Raw genomic sequence first — 15,518 nt, forward strand, 5'->3', positions numbered from 1 at the left:
CCCATCGGCACCCGGTTTTTTGCGTTTTTTAGAAGACGTATTGCAAGCGCATCACGATCCCATCGCCCGTGTCATCGCCCTGGATGTTGCTGACGTTATCTGTGCGGGCCTTGACGTAGTTGGCACTGACCTTGACCGCTTCATTAGCGTACCAATTGACCCCCAGGGTATGGGCTTTGCCCTCGCTGTCGCCGACCTGGCGCACATTGGTGCTGACAACGACATTGTCGTCCTCGACGGTGAACGCGTCGTAGCGGTAGAACACCTCCCAGGCACCGATCTGTTTGTTTTGCGGCTTGATGGAGTCGAATTTGGCGCCATCGAGTTTATAGATGCGTGGCTCGCCGGTCAGGGTGTAGGCCATCTGTGCGTAATAGCCGCTGGCCTTGACGTCATTTTGTGCCGCATCGGCCTTGAGGGTCCGTCGCAGGTACTCGCCCTGCACCGAGAAAGCGTCCAGTGCCCAGGCACCTTCCAGGCCCCACACCGAGTCGTCTTTCCACAGGCCTTGCTGGGCAGCGCTGCCGCCAAATACCGAACGGGTGCCATTGGTGCCGGCACTGTTACCGCCATTGGTCTCGACGCCGCGCATGCCCATGCGTGAGCGGATACGCGTGTCGATGGCTGCGTCCTTGAGGTCGCGGTAGGCGTACTGCACCCCGACGTGCAGCACATTGCCAGACTCATGCAACGGTGCGAACACGCCGCGCAGGTTGTAGCGCTTGACGCTGTCGCCGTCGGTGTCGTTGTTGTTTTCGCTGAACACGCTGCCGGATAGATAGGCCATCTCACCCACGACACCGTTGGCCTGTACGCCCATGCCGACGTTATCGTTGATCCACTCGGCAACATCGTAGGAAAGATTACGCTCCAGGGCCGTGACCCACTTGGAGCTGGTGGCTTTCTCCAGGCCAAAGTCCGTGTAGAAACGACCGACTTTCAGGTTCAGCGGGTTGAACCCGGTGTAAGTCACACTGCCTTCGTCGAAGTAACCGGCGCTGTCATTGCCCACGTTCCGGGAAAGGTCGTAGTTGATCTGATATTTCCAGTCTTTGTAGACCGTACCGCCAAACTCCAGATAAGCGCGACGAAAATACGCAGCGTCCGCCGAGTTACCGTTACGGGTGTAGTAATCATTAAACCTTGCGTAATCGGCCTGGATGCGCCCGCCCAGCTTGAAGCTGAACTCTTTGTCGGTGGTGGCCACTTCCAGGCCGCCCTTGGTCTTGATCACAAGGTCGGCGCCATCGGTGGTTACCGTGCCCGCCTGGACCGACATAGCCAATAGGCTGCCCGCCATGGCCAGGCTCAACTGAGTTACCCCAACGCATTTCGAATAACTAATCGACATCAATTTCCCCTCGTTATCGTTAAGTACTACTTGGCGACGGGGAGCTTCCAAACACCAGATGACGATTTAGGTTTATTTACAAGACACTTTTGTGACAGTCGATATTTTTCTTTATTCAGTTACAGCACGGGCCTTATAAACACAGGCTTAAGCCTCTTTCCAAGGGTTTAAGCCTAATATTTCAGAATGATTAAAATTGCTGCTGACTTAGATGACATCCCGGCCTCTCAAGCGTCTTGCTCGGTAACTTTTTCAAACCAATCACGCCGATCCTCGAAAGCTTTGCGAACCAACGCCACCAGCGCTTGCACATGGGGTTGCCCAGCGGTCAAAGGCGCCGTGGACAGCCACGCCAGCCGCTGCATAGGCTCGCTAAACAATGGCGTCAGGGCCAGCAGGTTTGTATCCAGATGGCTGATGTAGTCCGGTAATAAGCCGACACAGGCACTGTGCCTGACCCACTCGCGCACCCACGCCTGGGAATGCACCTGGGTTACTGCCCGCTGGCGCTGTTTGACCAGGCGGTTCCAGGGTTCAAAAGCGGCAACCGGCGCATTCGTGCGGCCTTGTACCAGCATGAAGTCAGACAGGTCTGCAAGGCGCCTGGGCAAGCGGTTGCCACGACAGTAACGCTTGGCCATGTGCGGGCTGAAGTCGATGCGCGCCAGACGTTGCGGCGTGGTCATGGCAAACCCTGGGGAGGGACGCGGACGGTCAGCATCCGCCAGCCACACCATGACGTCGGCCTGGCGCGTCGGCTCGCCTGTCAGAGGGATGACCTCCAACTGCATCGCCGGGTGTTTGCGCATAAAATCCAGCAGATCGCGCGCCAGCAGATCGTGCATCAGGGAGTCTTCCACGGCCAGGCGCAACAACGGCTGAGGCAACGTACCCACATGTGGCTGAACATCGCCAAAACGCGCCAGCAGCAACGCTTGCAGGCGCTGCCCCTTGAGGGTCAGGCGCAGGGCATTTTCCCGGTACACAAACAGGGGGCTGCCCAGGCGCCCTTCCAGCTGGGCCAGTTGCTTGCGCAATTCTGCAGTGGGGATGTTCAGGCTGCGCGCAGCCTGGCGAAAGCTGGCACAACGTGCGCATGTCAGAAAACGCTGCGCCAGCGCGAGGTCAATCAAGGGTTCCTGCGCGGTCATAAGGCCACCTTTCAGCGGCCATTGTTACGGCACTGCCCCATGATCTGGTATTCGATGGTATTGAGCTTGCCGCTCGTGTCTTCGTAGGTCATGCGCGACGGCACGATGTCACAGGAGCGGATCTGCGGGGTTACGTTGACTACCTTGGCGATATCCAACTTCATACCGTAGCGATAGTTCTGGACCTGAGGCTGCTCCTTGCCGTTTTTCAGCGCATAAGCGGCCATGGCTTTCTGGTTATCGCTCATCAACTTCTCAAACACACGATCACCGCCTCCCGTGGCGAATGCGGCCGTGGATAATGACAACGCCAATGCAGCAATACTTAGTTTCAACAGGTTCATAAGGTTCATCTCTCAAGTCATTACAGTAATATTTCCAGACTTAAGATTAACTAACCGACCCTTTCACCAAGGTAGCTTGAAGATTACCTTTCTGTTATCCGCAACTAAGCAGTGCCTGAAACAGCAGCACTCATTACCAAGCAAGCGCCGCTGCCGCCAGTTGCGCCACCCCAAGGGTAATGTCCGGTTCATCACCGTCCTCCAGCCTCCAGGTCAGGGACAACCCTGCCCATGCGAGCACCCATTGCAGGAGCCTGCGTCGCTCGAGACCAGAGGCGCTGGCAACGGCCTCGATCCGCCGCGCAAAGCAAGCGGGCCCCAGGGCAGACTCATCGGGGTTGCAGAAGATGTTTGCATAATCAAAGCCCCGCTCGCCGTAGAGGCCTTTGGGATCAATCGCGAGCCAGCCGGACACGCCAAAATCCAGCACATTGCCATGGTGCATATCGCCATGCAGCACCGCGACATCCTGGGGCGCCGCCAGCAGTTCCCGTGCGGTGCTTGCACAATGCTCAAGAATGCCACCGTGCCGCTCGGCCCCGGGCCATAACGCCTCAAACCACTGTGTCAGGGGAACCACTGCGGGAGTCGGCCTGGCCCGTGGTGCATGCAGGCGCGCGGCTACGTCACAGAGGATGCGAGTAGCCTCTTCATCCCGGCCACCCTTGACCATCTGGATAAGCGACGCCGCCCCCTGCGCACGTGCCATCAACAAGGCCTCGCCCTCCTGGGCCAGCACGGGGGCTGCCCCCTCGCCGTCCCACCAGGCCATCAGCAAGCTGCCGGCTTGCTCCTCGGCCACTTGGGAGATCTTGAGCATGGCGGGCATTCCGTGCCGGCGGACCGGCAGCAGATAGCCGTTGCGCGAGGCGAATGCCTCACCGTCGATGGCCAGGTCCCATCGCTTCAAATATTGATCAAACATACACATCATGGCTGAGGCGCAGGGCATGCGCGCCAGGAACCTTTGTCAAAATCGGGAATCAGTGTTGCATGTTTGCATCCCCATGACTCAGCGAATTCCCGATGACTTTCAGAAGATCCCTACTATGCATCACGTTGCTGGCCATCGGCTTTCTTGCCGGCTACGCCGCAAAACCCAATGATGGGCTGCAAGTAACGGCCGGCCAACTCATAGAATGTGGCCAAGTGACCATCCCGACGCTGGGCATGTGAGCCCGAAATCCCGCCGCTTTTGGCAAAAATGACTTTCTAGCGAGAAGCTAGAGGGCGAGCGGAGCATCTGATACTGACGACGTACTCGCCAGATACCCTACGTACCCTTGGGCAAAATCCAGATACGCCCGCACGATAGCCGACGGATGACGGTGTGACGGGTAGATCAGGTTGATTTGCTGCTCTGGCAATGGATGCTCAGGTAGCAGCGCCAGCAACCTCCCTTCGCGGATGGCAGGCACCGCTAGAAAAGGCGGAAGCTCTGTCACCAGATCACCGGCCAACGCCCGGCTGCGCAAATGCGCATAGTCATTGGTTGCCAACATCGCTTCTGGCTGGAGCACCACATCGCCCAGCTGCCATATTCCCTGACTCCAGACGCCGCAGGGATAACCGTGTAAAGCCTCGATGCTGATGGGCATACCCAATCTCTCAATCAGCGTCGGGCTGGCGACCAGCAGATGGCGATAGCTCAGCAGGCGGCGGGCAACCATGGTCTCGTGGGTAATCATGCCGACCCGCAACGCCACATCGACGCCGTCCTCGATCAAGTCGATGCGCCGCTCGGTGGTATGAACACTGACCTGGACGTGGGGGTAGCGGCGCTGGAACGCCGACAAGACATCCCACCAAGGCTCAAACGAAGGAGGCAGTGACAAGCGAAGGCGACCTTTGAGCAGAGCCTGATCACTGATCACCGCCTGTTCGCCCTCGGCCAACGCTTCGATGCCGCGACTGGCATGCTCGTACAGCCGCATCCCCGAATCGGTGAGCCTGGTGCCCCGCACAGAGCGCTCGAGCAACTGTACTTTCAGTTGCTGTTCAAGCTCGCGAATGCGCCGGCTCAAGGTCGGCAATGGAATGTCCAGGCGCTCGGCGGCCGCAGACAGGCTACCGATCTGCGCCACGCTGACGAACATACGGACGGCATTCAAGTCCATGGACTACCCTCTCATTAATGAGAGAGATCCTAGCTTTTTTGTGAGTTATTTTCCAGTTTCGGTCGGTAGATACCACAGTCGCCCGCCTAATCCAATGACTGCCCCTTTAAACATAGATATCGGCGAGCACCGACTCACATCAAACGCTTTTCGATCCAGCGCCGATATTGTCGAGTGCGAAATGCCAGGGAGACTTGCTGCTGAATCAGCGCACATATCGGTGAAACGTTTGGATCGGTTTTTTTGGCCCGACTCAGTCTGCGCAATTGAAACTTCACGACAGCCATGTTCGCCAAGGCGACGATGGCTTTGTTTTTCCAGGTGATCGGCGGCAATTGCGGGACGCTGTCCTTACCCATCAACCAGCCACGAGGCAAGTGCGGATCAATGGCCAATGCCGTTGCGATACCCACCATGTCCACACCACTTTGCACGACGCTTTCGGCAACCGGGCGGCGACGGATACCGCCGGTGACCATCACCGGCATTTTGGCGACCGTCTGGATGTCCCGGGCGAACTCGACGAAATAGGCTTCGCGAGCCAGGGTGCGGCCATCGCGTGCCTCGCCCTGCATGGCGGGGGCTTCGTAACTGCCGCCAGATAACTCCACCAGGTCCACCCCCAGGGGGTTGAGCAGTTCTACGACCTTTTTCGCGTCATCGGCCGTGAACCCTCCGCGCTGGAAATCGGCGGAATTAAGTTTGACCGCTACGGCAAATTGAGCCGAAACCACAGCCCTGACTGCCTTGACGATTTCGAGCAACAGGCGCGCTCGGTTTTCCAGTGAGCCGCCCCACTCATCCGTTCTTTGATTGGTCAACGGCGAAAGGAACTGACTTAACAGGTAACCATGGGCAGCATGGATTTCCACACCGGTGAATCCAGCTTGTTCGCCCAGGCGGGCGGTGTTCGCAAAGCGCTGAATAACCTCTTCAATCACGCTGGAGGTCATGGCGTAAGGCGTGGCGAAATGTTTGGACATTTTACCCAGTTCCAGCGGCACGGCTGACGGCGCCCAGGTTTTTTGCCCAAGGTTGGCCTGCATCTGCCGACCTGGGTGATTAATCTGCAACCAGAACTGCGCACCGCCGGATCGACCAATACGCGCCCAGCGCTTGAACCGCTCCAGTTGCTGATCATCTTGCAACACCACGCCACCCGGCCCGGTCATGGCACGGCCATCGACCATCACGTTGCCGGTGATGAGCAGGCCGGCACCTCCGTCGCCCCACGCTTGATAAAGGCGCAACAGTGCTTCGGAGGGTGCCTGATCGGCGTCCGCCATGTTCTCTTCCATCGCCGCTTTGGCGATGCGGTTCTTGATGGTCGAACCATTGGGTAGCATCAGGGTGTCGAACACATTCATGGAGCGGTCCTCAATTGGAGATGAGGCCACCTTAAGATTGAAGTCAACTTTAAGGTCAATACCTTTTTCAAGGTCAGCCGAAGGCCATCGCGCCAGCCCCTGGCAAGGGCATCACCAGATGCCTAGTGTTAAAGCCTGGCTGGGGAGCGCTGGCGGGCGTTTTTTCTCCGGGAAGATGTGGCCGCACGCTTGCCCGAAGTGTGACCAACACCGTCCTCACGCAGACGATTTATCAGCATTTGCGCATTATCCGCACACGCCATGCCCTCGGGCTTACCCTCAATGCCCTGGATAACGAGCAAAAGTTGCGCTTTGTTCTGAGCCATGCGTTCCTGCAGGACACTTATTTCCTCAACCTTTTGCTTGAGCCCACTGAGCAGCTCGTCGTGCTGCCAACCGTCGGCATTCATCGGCATCAAATGCCGGATTTCCTCCAGTGAGAATCCTGCCGCCTGTGCGCCGGTGATGAGTTCCAGAACCCACTCAGTATCGGGTGCGTAGTCCCTGTAGCCATTGGCTTTGCGTTCGACCGATCTGATCAGGCCGCTAGCCTCGTAAAAACGAATACGTGAAGGCGCCAACCCGCTGATTTTCGCCAGTTCGCCTATTCTCATCACTCCACCTGAAATACCTGTGACCTTAAAGTTGACTTTAAACCTAAAGTTATCAGGCGACCAAATGACTCAGGTGCACTTGCTGCTCAGCCGTCATGGCGTTCATGGGGTAGGCAGCATCCCTCCCTTGAACCACTCATCGGATGAGCTGAACGTTGCTCATTCATGGCCATCATCCGCATACGATTCGATGAAGGCTTTCACGTCATTCAGGAGATACGAGCATGGGGTATGTCACTACGCGCGATGGTGCCGACATTTTTTATAAAGACTGGGGCCCACGCGATGCCCAGGTCATCTTTTTCCACCATGGATGGCCACTGAGCGCGGATGATTGGGACGCGCAAATGCTCTTTTTCCTGGGCAACGGCTACCGGGTTGTCGCACACGACAGGCGAGGACACGGGCGGTCCAGTCAGGTTTGGGATGGACACGACATGGATCACTACGCCGACGACGTCGCGGCCGTAGTTGATCACCTGGGTGTGCAAGGTGCCGTCCATGTCGGGCATTCAACCGGCGGCGGCGAAGTCGTTCATTACATCGCTCGCCATGGCGAAGACCGAGTCTCGAAAGCAGCCATCATCAGCGCGGTGCCGCCGTTGATGGTCCAGACCCCGACCCATCCTGGCGGCCTGCCGAAGTCGGTGTTCGACGACTTGCAGGCGCAATTAAAAGCCAACCGCGCACAGTTCTACTACGACGTTCCAGCAGGACCTTTTTACGGCTACAACCGTCCGGGAGCCAATGCTTCAGAGGGCATCATCTGGAACTGGTGGCGACAAGGCATGATGGGTTGTGCAAAGGCACACTATGACGGGATCGTGGCGTTTTCCCAGACTGACTTCACCGAAGACTTGAAGAACATCAAGATTCCTGTACTGGTGATGCATGGTGATGATGACCAGATCGTCCCGCATGAGAATGCCGGAGTCCTGTCGGCCAATCTGCTGCAAAACAGTATTCTGAAAATCTACCCGGGCTTCCCGCACGGGATGCCTACAACCCACGCCGATACAATTAACGCTGACTTGCTCGCGTTCGTGCGAGGCTAAGCCATTGGCTGATTGTTTGGCCGAAACCTGCCACTAGCGCCGCTATCAAAGTCCACCTGTCGTTCCTTGAATGGCGCAATAAAGGCCAGCTACAAAAAGCCCAGCTCAAGGCTGGGCTTTTCAGCACTACACCGAATTTAGACGTTCGATGCGGCTACTGCGGCTTCATCAATGAACAACGCAACCTCGAAGGGTTTTGTCGCCAGCGAAGCATGGCTGGTCGCTAGAGTAATAACATTCTTTGGATTAAGCCTTGCCGACATCAGTCTCTGATTCTCAGGGTGAATCATCCTGTCTTCGCTGGAAATCTGATACCAAGACGGTTTTTTCTTCCATGCAGGGGCAGTGACTTTATCGCCGAAGGTGCTAGCCAGCGGTGCTTTTTGGGTCACCGCCATTATCAAGGCCTCACTGTCGGATAGGTCTTGGCAAAAGCTCTCATGGAACTTATCCGGTTTTACCCACAGATAACCATCACTGTCTGGCTCAAGGTTGGCAGCCGCTTGGGGCAGATTGCGCTGTGTAATTTCACCAGGGCTTTCACCCGCGTCAGGAGCGAATGCTGCGATGTAAACAAGCCCGATGACGTTAGGCTGATCACCAGCCTCAGTAATTACAGCACCGCCGTACGAGTGTCCCACAAGCAAGACAGGCCCCTTTTGTTGGGCAATCATCTTGCGAGTACGCTCAGCATCCTCAGCGAGGGATGCCAGAGGCATTTCAACTGCATGTATGGACGAATAGCCTTTGCGAGCCAGTTCAACAATGACCTTGCTCCAATGTGCTGCACCGCCCCAAAAGCCATGTACCAGTATAATCGTGGGTTTATCACTCATTGCTCGATCCCTCTACCTGTCAGTGAAAACATCCGCATATGACGCACGCGCCCAGAATGGCGCAATACACCATTAACCCATTTCCAAAGGAACTCTGGATCTGCTTGGCAGCCAAATCAGCCGCAGACCTTCGGTGCACTCTCTGGTCGAAGGATTATCACGGGGAGAGGAATCTATTTACCATGACTGAAACGCCAAAGAACGTGCTAAAACGCCATGGCGCTATCCCTTTCAAAAATGACATCCGACACCCTGCCGCAGATGTCTTTTTTGACATATTCAGTAAAGCTGAAATGTGTAGCGAGCTGCTTCCGGCAATAAAGTATGAACCCTTTGAAAAACAGATATTTAATGGCGAAATTGCTTATTTCCACATCGTTCATTACGGCGCTTTTCTGCTTTGCCCCCATGATGCCAAGGAGCCAATCTACCTTTCCCCAGGGGACATAATATTTGCACCAAGTGGCGTCAGTCACTGGATCGAGTTTCAAGGCACTTCATCGCAGAGAGCTGAAAAAAACTTTCCAGGACCCGATAACAAAATCACCAGTGGATTTTTCAAGTTCGATAGCGTTGGCGGCCAAGCGTTGATGTTGGGCCTGCCGAAGTTTTTGCATGTATCCAGCCGACCCAGTATTGAGCCTGACACGCTTGGATCAAAAGAATGGTTGGCGCTGACGGTCGCAGCGATGCAAAAAGAGATGGCACGCCCTTCAATAGGGAGTGCGATTATGTTGTCCAGGATCATTGACCTGATGTTTATATGGGCAATCCGAAATTGGCTTTTCACAGCCCCTACTGAGATCACGGGCTGGATTGCGGCATTACGCGACTCAATGGTCGGCCACGCTCTTGCATTGCTGCACTCAGAGCCAGGAGCAGATTGGACGGTGGAGAAACTCGCTTTAGAGGTTGGCCAATCGCGATCAAATTTTGCGAATAAATTTGGCCAGATGGTTGGAGACTCACCGATGCGATACTTGACTCGCTGGAGAATGCAGCTCGCAGGAAAACGTCTCAGGTCGTCAAACCAACGCGTCTCAAAAATAGCGGAAGATCTGGGCTATGATTCAGATGCGGCTTTTAGTCGAGCCTTTCGCCGGGAACTAGGATTGACGCCAACCGAATATCGCCTGAAATACACCGAGTAGACATCGGTAGGGGCACTTTAATCGACAGCCCAAAAGTCACTTACAGAAGACTTTCCACAACTGATTCGCAGGCTCCGTCTGTCCGGATATTTCATCATCAAGACCGCGCGACCAGCAGTGGGCGGCGGGAGATAGTTATGGAAGCAGACATCCTGTCGGCCCTGGCTACAGGCCCAACTATCAAGCCGTGGCGGCCGCCCCTGGTGGGTGGCATGTTCGTCCGAATGAAGCTTGGTCGCAGACCTTACCGTGATGAAAAGGATCTACAGGACCACCTCTTGGATTGTGCCTAAATCGCGCACCGCTTCAATCTCGAGAGCGGCGCGCAAGGTTGCCTCGACAGGCTTGTTACTCCCCCACATCAAGCTCTTTCAGGAGAGCGTCCGCTGCTAATTTACCCAAGTTGTTCCCCGCCAGAGGGCTATCACCGGTTAACAATTTGCGGTCTCTGAAAGTAGCACCGGAAATACCCTCGTTGATTATCTCAACCCCCAACGCCTCTAACTGCTCGCCAAACTTCCAGGTTAAATGCCCAGGCATGTAGCCGATGTCAGGTGTCTTCGCATCCAGAGCATCGGGAAAAGCACAAATTTTGTAGCCGTTGAAAACATAGGAAGTCTTTGACTCTTCAAGACCCGCCGCAAGCAGCGCGGCAGGGCCATGACACAAGGAAATCACGAATTTGTCTTTAGCTACTGCCCATTGCAATACGTGTTTCACATCAAAACTTTCAGGTAACCCGATCAGTGCGCCGTGGCCTCCAGGTATAAAGACACCGATGTAGTCCGAATCATCACCCAACGCCTTCTCAATTACGTCGGACAACTTAAGAGGTTTCTTGAACTGCTCACGGTACTTGGCGTAAAACTCCTTTACCTCGCTGTCTTCGGAGGGCATGGCCCAGAATTCAAACTTCACCGGGTTTCCAGACAGTGTCGCGACATCGAAAGCAAAGCCCGCTTTGTCTAGGTGATACATTGGCAGTAAAGTTTCAACAGGATGATTGCCAGTGGAGAACATCGTACCGTTGTCTGTCAGCAGATAACGCTCGTCAGCGCCAATCAGCAGAATCTTCCATCGCCCGCCTTTGTAAGGGTTGGGATAGTCAGCATCACTGAGATCAGATTTGGGGGAAGTGAACTGGCTGAGCGAATATGGCGATGGGAAAAAGGCATTATCCTCCGCACGATCCGGCGCTGGGCGTTTGTCGTCACTCTGCAATGTAGCCATGATTTTTCCTCCGATTGGGCCAAATATCGAGTCCAATCCTAGTAGCGCGACGTCCAGCTCGCAATGAGGGAACTCCTCTAAAGGTATGAACGCCACAGGCTTGTGGGATATGCAGATGAGGTGAGAGCGGGAAGGATTGTCCGAGGGAAGGCTGGCTAAGCAGCCAGTTAATTAATCTGCCTTGGTCTGGCCGCTCGACTTAGGCCCAATATGTGCAAGTATTTTCATTTCTACTCGCCGAGAAACATACCGTTAGCGTTAGCAGCCTTTTCAGGAACCGTTTGAATAGTATCCCAATGTTCAACAATTTTCCCATTCTCCATCCGGAAGATATCGATGATTGCCCGCGTCACGCCCTCGTCACGGCCGGTATTTTTGACGTGTAAAACAACAATATCTCCATCGACAAAAACCTGTTTGACCTCGCTTTTTGAGTCAGGAAATCGCTGTTTGAGAAAAGAAACAAATTTCCGGAAGCCTTCGACGCCATCTTCAGCATTAGGGTTGTGCTGTATGTAACGCTCGCCAAGATAGGGCGCTGCTTTATCGAAATTTTTTTGATTCAGCCCCTGCTCATAGAACTCCAGCACGTTACGTTTGTTCTGCTCCTCCTGCTCCGTGTACGCCGCCTGAACATGACTAGAAAGCAGAAACGTCAGAACTACAAACCCAATGCATTTTTTCATAAAACATACTCCGTCTAGGCGAGTTCGCTTTCATACACTATCGACATTGTAGTCCCCAGTGGATTTTCATTTCAGCGGATTTCCATCGTTTGGATTGATTGGTAGCTTCGCAGGAGCCGTTCGGGGAACACCATGGCTGCGCGGATAACCAACGCGCCTCGCCGGGCAGCTTCGGGAGCCTGCTTGACCTTCGTCGCCATACTCCCAATTTCGATGGTGCGATATTAATGGGCTCGATGGCGCCGTATCGCTTTCATCGAGGTTTTGCTTGCCGCGAAACACCATAGAAGCCAGGCCCCGCTCTTCTGAACATCTCAGAAAACATCTGGCTGTGCGAGCAGCAGAAAATCCCTCAGGAATACATTCAGGTGCTGATGGGCCATGCGGACGAGAAAATGACGAAGTACTATCAGGAAGGGCACAACGAAAAGAAGATTGAGTACGTGGAGGTGGGCGCCGAACTGGCGTTTCGAGATGGGTTTTGTACAAATCGAAGACAACAAAAAAACGCCCGCCTTTCGGCACGCCCTTCTCCGAAGGACAAGCTTGCAAACGCTACCGCTATCGACAAAGACATTTACTCATAGCTAATCCTATTAGATAGCTCTTGTTTATGAGTGCCTGTTTGTTTTCTTGGATAAGTCATTGTTTTTTTAAAAAAACTGCGAGCAGAAAAACAGCCGTTACTTTTAGGTTAGACAGCGATATCAAGTCTTCCCGTCGCATAAGAGCACTCCCCGAGTGCTCATCACGCAATCTTGGCTGGAACAGCTCCAACAAGGCCAAATCGGAGGAAATTATCTAAAAGTGTCACAGTTTTAGGTATGGGTACAATTTGATAAAAAATAATTGAATTATTGAACGGCAGGCCCTTTCCCTCAAGAGAAAAATGCCCAAAAATCTGACCATCGTGACGAGCATATCGATATATTTCCATTGGAGTATTTTTATGGAGTCGTCCCCACACATCATCATTGTCGACGATCACCGTGATATTCGTGATCTCGTAGGAAAGTACCTAAGCCAGAATGGTTACCGGATCAGTGTGGCAGACGGCGCAGTGGCATTACGCCATTTGATGGAGCGTAATGCACCTGATCTCATAATCCTTGATGTGATGATGCCGGGTGAGGATGGCCTGAGTATATGCCGCCGGCTGAGCGCCACTGCTCAGGTTCCGATTATCTTCCTGACAGCCATGACCGAAGAGTTGGACCGAATAATCGGACTCGAATTAGGCGCTGATGACTACCTTTCCAAACCCTTCAACCCACGAGAACTCCTCGCCAGGGTCAAGGCCGTGCTGCGACGAGTCAATAGCCTACCGCCACAGCGAGGCATTTCAAAAGCAACCATGCTTCGCTTCGACCAGTGGCTCCTGGATGTAGGGCGTCGAGAGTTGCTCAGTGGTGACGGAATCGCTATTGCGTTGAGTACTGCGGAGTTTCGGCTATTGAACGTTTTCCTAGACTACGCAGGTGTCGTACTCAATCGTGACCAACTGCTTGATCTGACCGTGGGTCGGGCCTCAGATAACTTCGACCGCAGCATCGATAATCAGGTCAGTCGTCTGAGGAAAAAAATCGAAGTTGACTCCCGCACACCGGTCTTGATCAAGACCCACTGGGGTGGGGGCTACAGCTTCACCGCCCAAGTTGGACGGGAATGATGCGGATATGGCAACGCAGCCTCGCGGCACGCTTCATTCTCCTGTTGCTCCTGGCGCTTGCGGCTTCTCAAGGTGTCGGATTCTTGATCTCTTGGGATGAGCGTGATCAGGCGTTACGTGCAGCAGCCAAAAATGAGTTTTTCAGCAGAACAGTATCGTTGGGCCTTCTGCTGGAGCGCACACCGACCACACTTCAACACGATATTCTTGTTACAAGCGGAACTAACTTCAGCCGCTTCTGGATTTCGCCCGACGTCTCGAACGCCCCCTCTTCATGGTGGCACGACGCCCGGGCTCATCTGGTAATGCCATTACCCAATGAACACACCGTGCCCGATCAACACAAATGCATAATCGATATTAAAACCCCGCCCTCGGAGGCTCTGGACGGACAGGTAATGTGGAGCGAGCCGCCAGACACCTGGCCTCTTTCTCCGTCTACCAGATTCCTTTCTCTAGAGAGCGCGAATGGATGGGGGATCGCAGTCCCGCTTGCAAACGGCTCATGGCTAAATGCGGTTTACTCAAAGTCCGTTCATAACTTTTCTTTAACCGCACAATCGCTACTGACACTTACAATCACTGCACTAGCCCTATCTTTGATTGCCATCTGGGTGGCTCGCGGAATTACCCAACCAATGCGACATCTCGCCGCTGCTGCCGAACTTCTGGGACGAGGCGAAACGGTTCCACCTCTAGCAGAATCGGGGCCGGACGATATTCGCCAGACAGCCGAAGCATTCAATCGTATGCAGGCACGTATCCAACGGTTTGTCGATGATCGCATCCGAATTTTGGCTGCCATTGGCCATGATCTGCGCACACCGATCACGTCATTACGCTTACGTGCCGAATTTGTCACCGATTCCGAAGTCCAGGAAAAACTGCTGGCAACTATCGAAGAAATCAGAAGCCTGACGGAGACCGCTATCACCTACGCGCGTGAAGAGGCGACGATTGAACCAACTCGCGCAGTGGAAATCGGTGCGCTGGTCGAAAGCTTGTGTGATGACTTGGCAGAACTGGGGCTGCAGGTGAGCTATTCCGGCGGCCCCAAAATAATCTACCGTTGTCGCCCCGATGCTTTACGAAGAGCACTGCGCAATCTTATTGAGAATGCCGTTCGCTATGGTGAGCAAGCACGGGTAAGCATCTGTTACACACCTGCAGGTCTGGACATAGCGGTTGAAGATGACGGCCCGGGCATCCCTACAGACTCTCAGGAGCAAGTGTTCGCGCCGTTCTTCAGGCTTGAGAGCTCACGCAGCCTTGTAACAGGGGGCGTTGGGTTGGGACTATCCATCGCACGGGCTATCGCACGTCATCATGGTGGCGATATAAGCCTGAATAATCTGAGAGTCGGAATGCGGGCTGTGATAACTCTTCCGATTACCCACTGACCCCCCCTCCTCTACCTGTCTGGCTTGCGCAGCAATTTAGTACACCTCACTGATACTCTAGCAGCCATACTCTGACACTTTGCGACAAACCTTCCCTTTCCTGACAAACACTCTATACAAACGGGTGGTAAATTTTAAGCGTTCACATAAATGAGCCACTTAAAATGAATAGTCACTTAGCGATAGTGGTTTTTGCATTTCTCCTGGTTCCCTCTGCATCTTTCGCGCGGGAGGCAGATAAAATACCCATATCAAATTACACCTACGGCATGAAACTGGATATCGCGCGGGTTGTGTCAATGGAGGAGCCAGACACCCGTACTTGTGAGGTCGTGAAGGCAAAAATGACTTACGTGGATACCCAGGGCATCGTTAAAGCTATTACCTACAAAAAACACGCGGAAATTTGCATAAGCAGCAACTAAATCTGCACTAATTGGTTGTTTTATGGCTAGCTTAGCGAGCTACGCGAGAGCCTACCTCACATAAAAACCGCAGGCTCAAAACATTCATCGCACGGCATTCTGAAATAGTCGACTGGCAACTT

At 54.1% G+C, this 15,518-nt stretch carries 16 protein-coding genes; 6 read left to right on the top strand and 10 right to left on the bottom strand.

Annotated elements, in window-relative coordinates; genetic code table 11:
- Positions 1 to 28: 28 nt before the first annotated feature.
- The 7 genes from HZ99_RS05265 to HZ99_RS05295 form a co-directional block, all read right to left on the bottom strand.
- Complete coding sequence (locus HZ99_RS05265) at positions 29 to 1,300, bottom strand: OprO/OprP family phosphate-selective porin (RefSeq protein ID WP_080727664.1); 1,272 nt, start codon at positions 1,298 to 1,300, stop codon at positions 29 to 31.
- A 278-nt stretch (positions 1,301 to 1,578) separates the two neighbouring features.
- A complete protein-coding gene (locus HZ99_RS05270; protein WP_038441708.1) occupies positions 1,579 to 2,502 on the bottom strand; it encodes a LysR family transcriptional regulator in 924 nt (307 codons plus the stop codon).
- A gap of 11 nt (positions 2,503 to 2,513) precedes the next feature.
- Complete coding sequence (locus HZ99_RS05275) at positions 2,514 to 2,846, bottom strand: DUF2790 domain-containing protein (protein WP_038447934.1); 333 nt, start codon at positions 2,844 to 2,846, stop codon at positions 2,514 to 2,516.
- Positions 2,847 to 2,979: 133 nt separating this feature from the next.
- A complete protein-coding gene (locus HZ99_RS05280; protein WP_080727665.1) occupies positions 2,980 to 3,771 on the bottom strand; it encodes an aminoglycoside phosphotransferase family protein in 792 nt (263 codons plus the stop codon).
- A gap of 298 nt (positions 3,772 to 4,069) precedes the next feature.
- A complete protein-coding gene (locus tag HZ99_RS05285) occupies positions 4,070 to 4,963 on the bottom strand; it encodes a LysR family transcriptional regulator (protein ID WP_038441709.1) in 894 nt (297 codons plus the stop codon).
- A gap of 134 nt (positions 4,964 to 5,097) precedes the next feature.
- Entirely contained in the window at positions 5,098 to 6,330 is a 1,233-nt protein-coding gene (locus HZ99_RS05290; RefSeq protein ID WP_038441710.1) for an NADH:flavin oxidoreductase/NADH oxidase family protein, read from the bottom strand.
- A gap of 128 nt (positions 6,331 to 6,458) precedes the next feature.
- Positions 6,459 to 6,944 (bottom strand): MerR family transcriptional regulator, encoded by a 486-nt coding sequence (locus HZ99_RS05295; protein WP_038441711.1) that lies wholly within the window; start codon positions 6,942 to 6,944, stop codon positions 6,459 to 6,461.
- Positions 6,945 to 7,168: 224 nt separating this feature from the next.
- Here HZ99_RS05295 and HZ99_RS05300 point away from each other — a divergent pair, with 224 nt between their 5' ends.
- Positions 7,169 to 7,999, top strand: a complete 831-nt coding sequence (locus tag HZ99_RS05300) for an alpha/beta fold hydrolase (protein WP_038441712.1) — start codon at positions 7,169 to 7,171, stop codon at positions 7,997 to 7,999.
- A gap of 137 nt (positions 8,000 to 8,136) precedes the next feature.
- On the opposite strand, the gene HZ99_RS05305 is transcribed toward HZ99_RS05300, so the two are convergent.
- Positions 8,137 to 8,835, bottom strand: coding sequence for an alpha/beta hydrolase (locus HZ99_RS05305; RefSeq protein ID WP_038441713.1), 699 nt, complete (start codon positions 8,833 to 8,835; stop codon positions 8,137 to 8,139).
- Positions 8,836 to 9,017: 182 nt separating this feature from the next.
- Between HZ99_RS05305 and HZ99_RS05310 the strand changes: the two genes are divergently transcribed.
- The gene (locus tag HZ99_RS05310) at positions 9,018 to 9,986 is read left to right on the top strand and encodes an AraC family transcriptional regulator (RefSeq protein WP_038447938.1); all 969 of its coding nucleotides are present in this window, start codon (positions 9,018 to 9,020) and stop codon (positions 9,984 to 9,986) included.
- 348 nt (positions 9,987 to 10,334) lie between these two features.
- Here HZ99_RS05310 and hchA read toward each other — a convergent pair whose 3' ends face one another.
- Both hchA and HZ99_RS05320 read right to left on the bottom strand, forming a co-directional pair.
- Positions 10,335 to 11,216 (bottom strand): glyoxalase III HchA, encoded by an 882-nt coding sequence (gene hchA, locus HZ99_RS05315; protein ID WP_038441714.1) that lies wholly within the window; start codon positions 11,214 to 11,216, stop codon positions 10,335 to 10,337.
- A 230-nt stretch (positions 11,217 to 11,446) separates the two neighbouring features.
- A complete protein-coding gene (locus HZ99_RS05320; RefSeq protein ID WP_051903068.1) occupies positions 11,447 to 11,902 on the bottom strand; it encodes an ester cyclase in 456 nt (151 codons plus the stop codon).
- A 368-nt stretch (positions 11,903 to 12,270) separates the two neighbouring features.
- On the opposite strand from HZ99_RS05320, the gene HZ99_RS29145 reads away from it, so the two are divergent.
- From HZ99_RS29145 to HZ99_RS29490, 4 genes are all read left to right on the top strand, one after another.
- Positions 12,271 to 12,489: a hypothetical protein gene (locus tag HZ99_RS29145; RefSeq protein ID WP_051903070.1), complete on the top strand. Its 219-nt coding sequence runs from the start codon at positions 12,271 to 12,273 to the stop codon at positions 12,487 to 12,489.
- Between the two features lie 362 nt (positions 12,490 to 12,851).
- On the top strand, positions 12,852 to 13,571 hold the full coding sequence (locus HZ99_RS05330) for a response regulator (protein WP_038447943.1): 720 nt from the start codon (positions 12,852 to 12,854) through the stop codon (positions 13,569 to 13,571).
- Positions 13,571 to 14,971, top strand: coding sequence for an ATP-binding protein (locus HZ99_RS05335; RefSeq protein ID WP_051903073.1), 1,401 nt, complete (start codon positions 13,571 to 13,573; stop codon positions 14,969 to 14,971). The genes HZ99_RS05330 and HZ99_RS05335 overlap by 1 nt, the downstream gene beginning before the upstream one ends.
- Positions 14,972 to 15,135: 164 nt before the next feature.
- A complete protein-coding gene (locus HZ99_RS29490) occupies positions 15,136 to 15,396 on the top strand; it encodes a DUF2790 domain-containing protein (RefSeq protein ID WP_038441716.1) in 261 nt (86 codons plus the stop codon).
- Positions 15,397 to 15,518 lie beyond the last annotated feature (122 nt).

It is taken from the genome of Pseudomonas fluorescens, assembly GCF_000730425.1.
In the GTDB taxonomy this organism is placed as follows: Bacteria; Pseudomonadota; Gammaproteobacteria; order Pseudomonadales; family Pseudomonadaceae; genus Aquipseudomonas; species Aquipseudomonas fluorescens_X.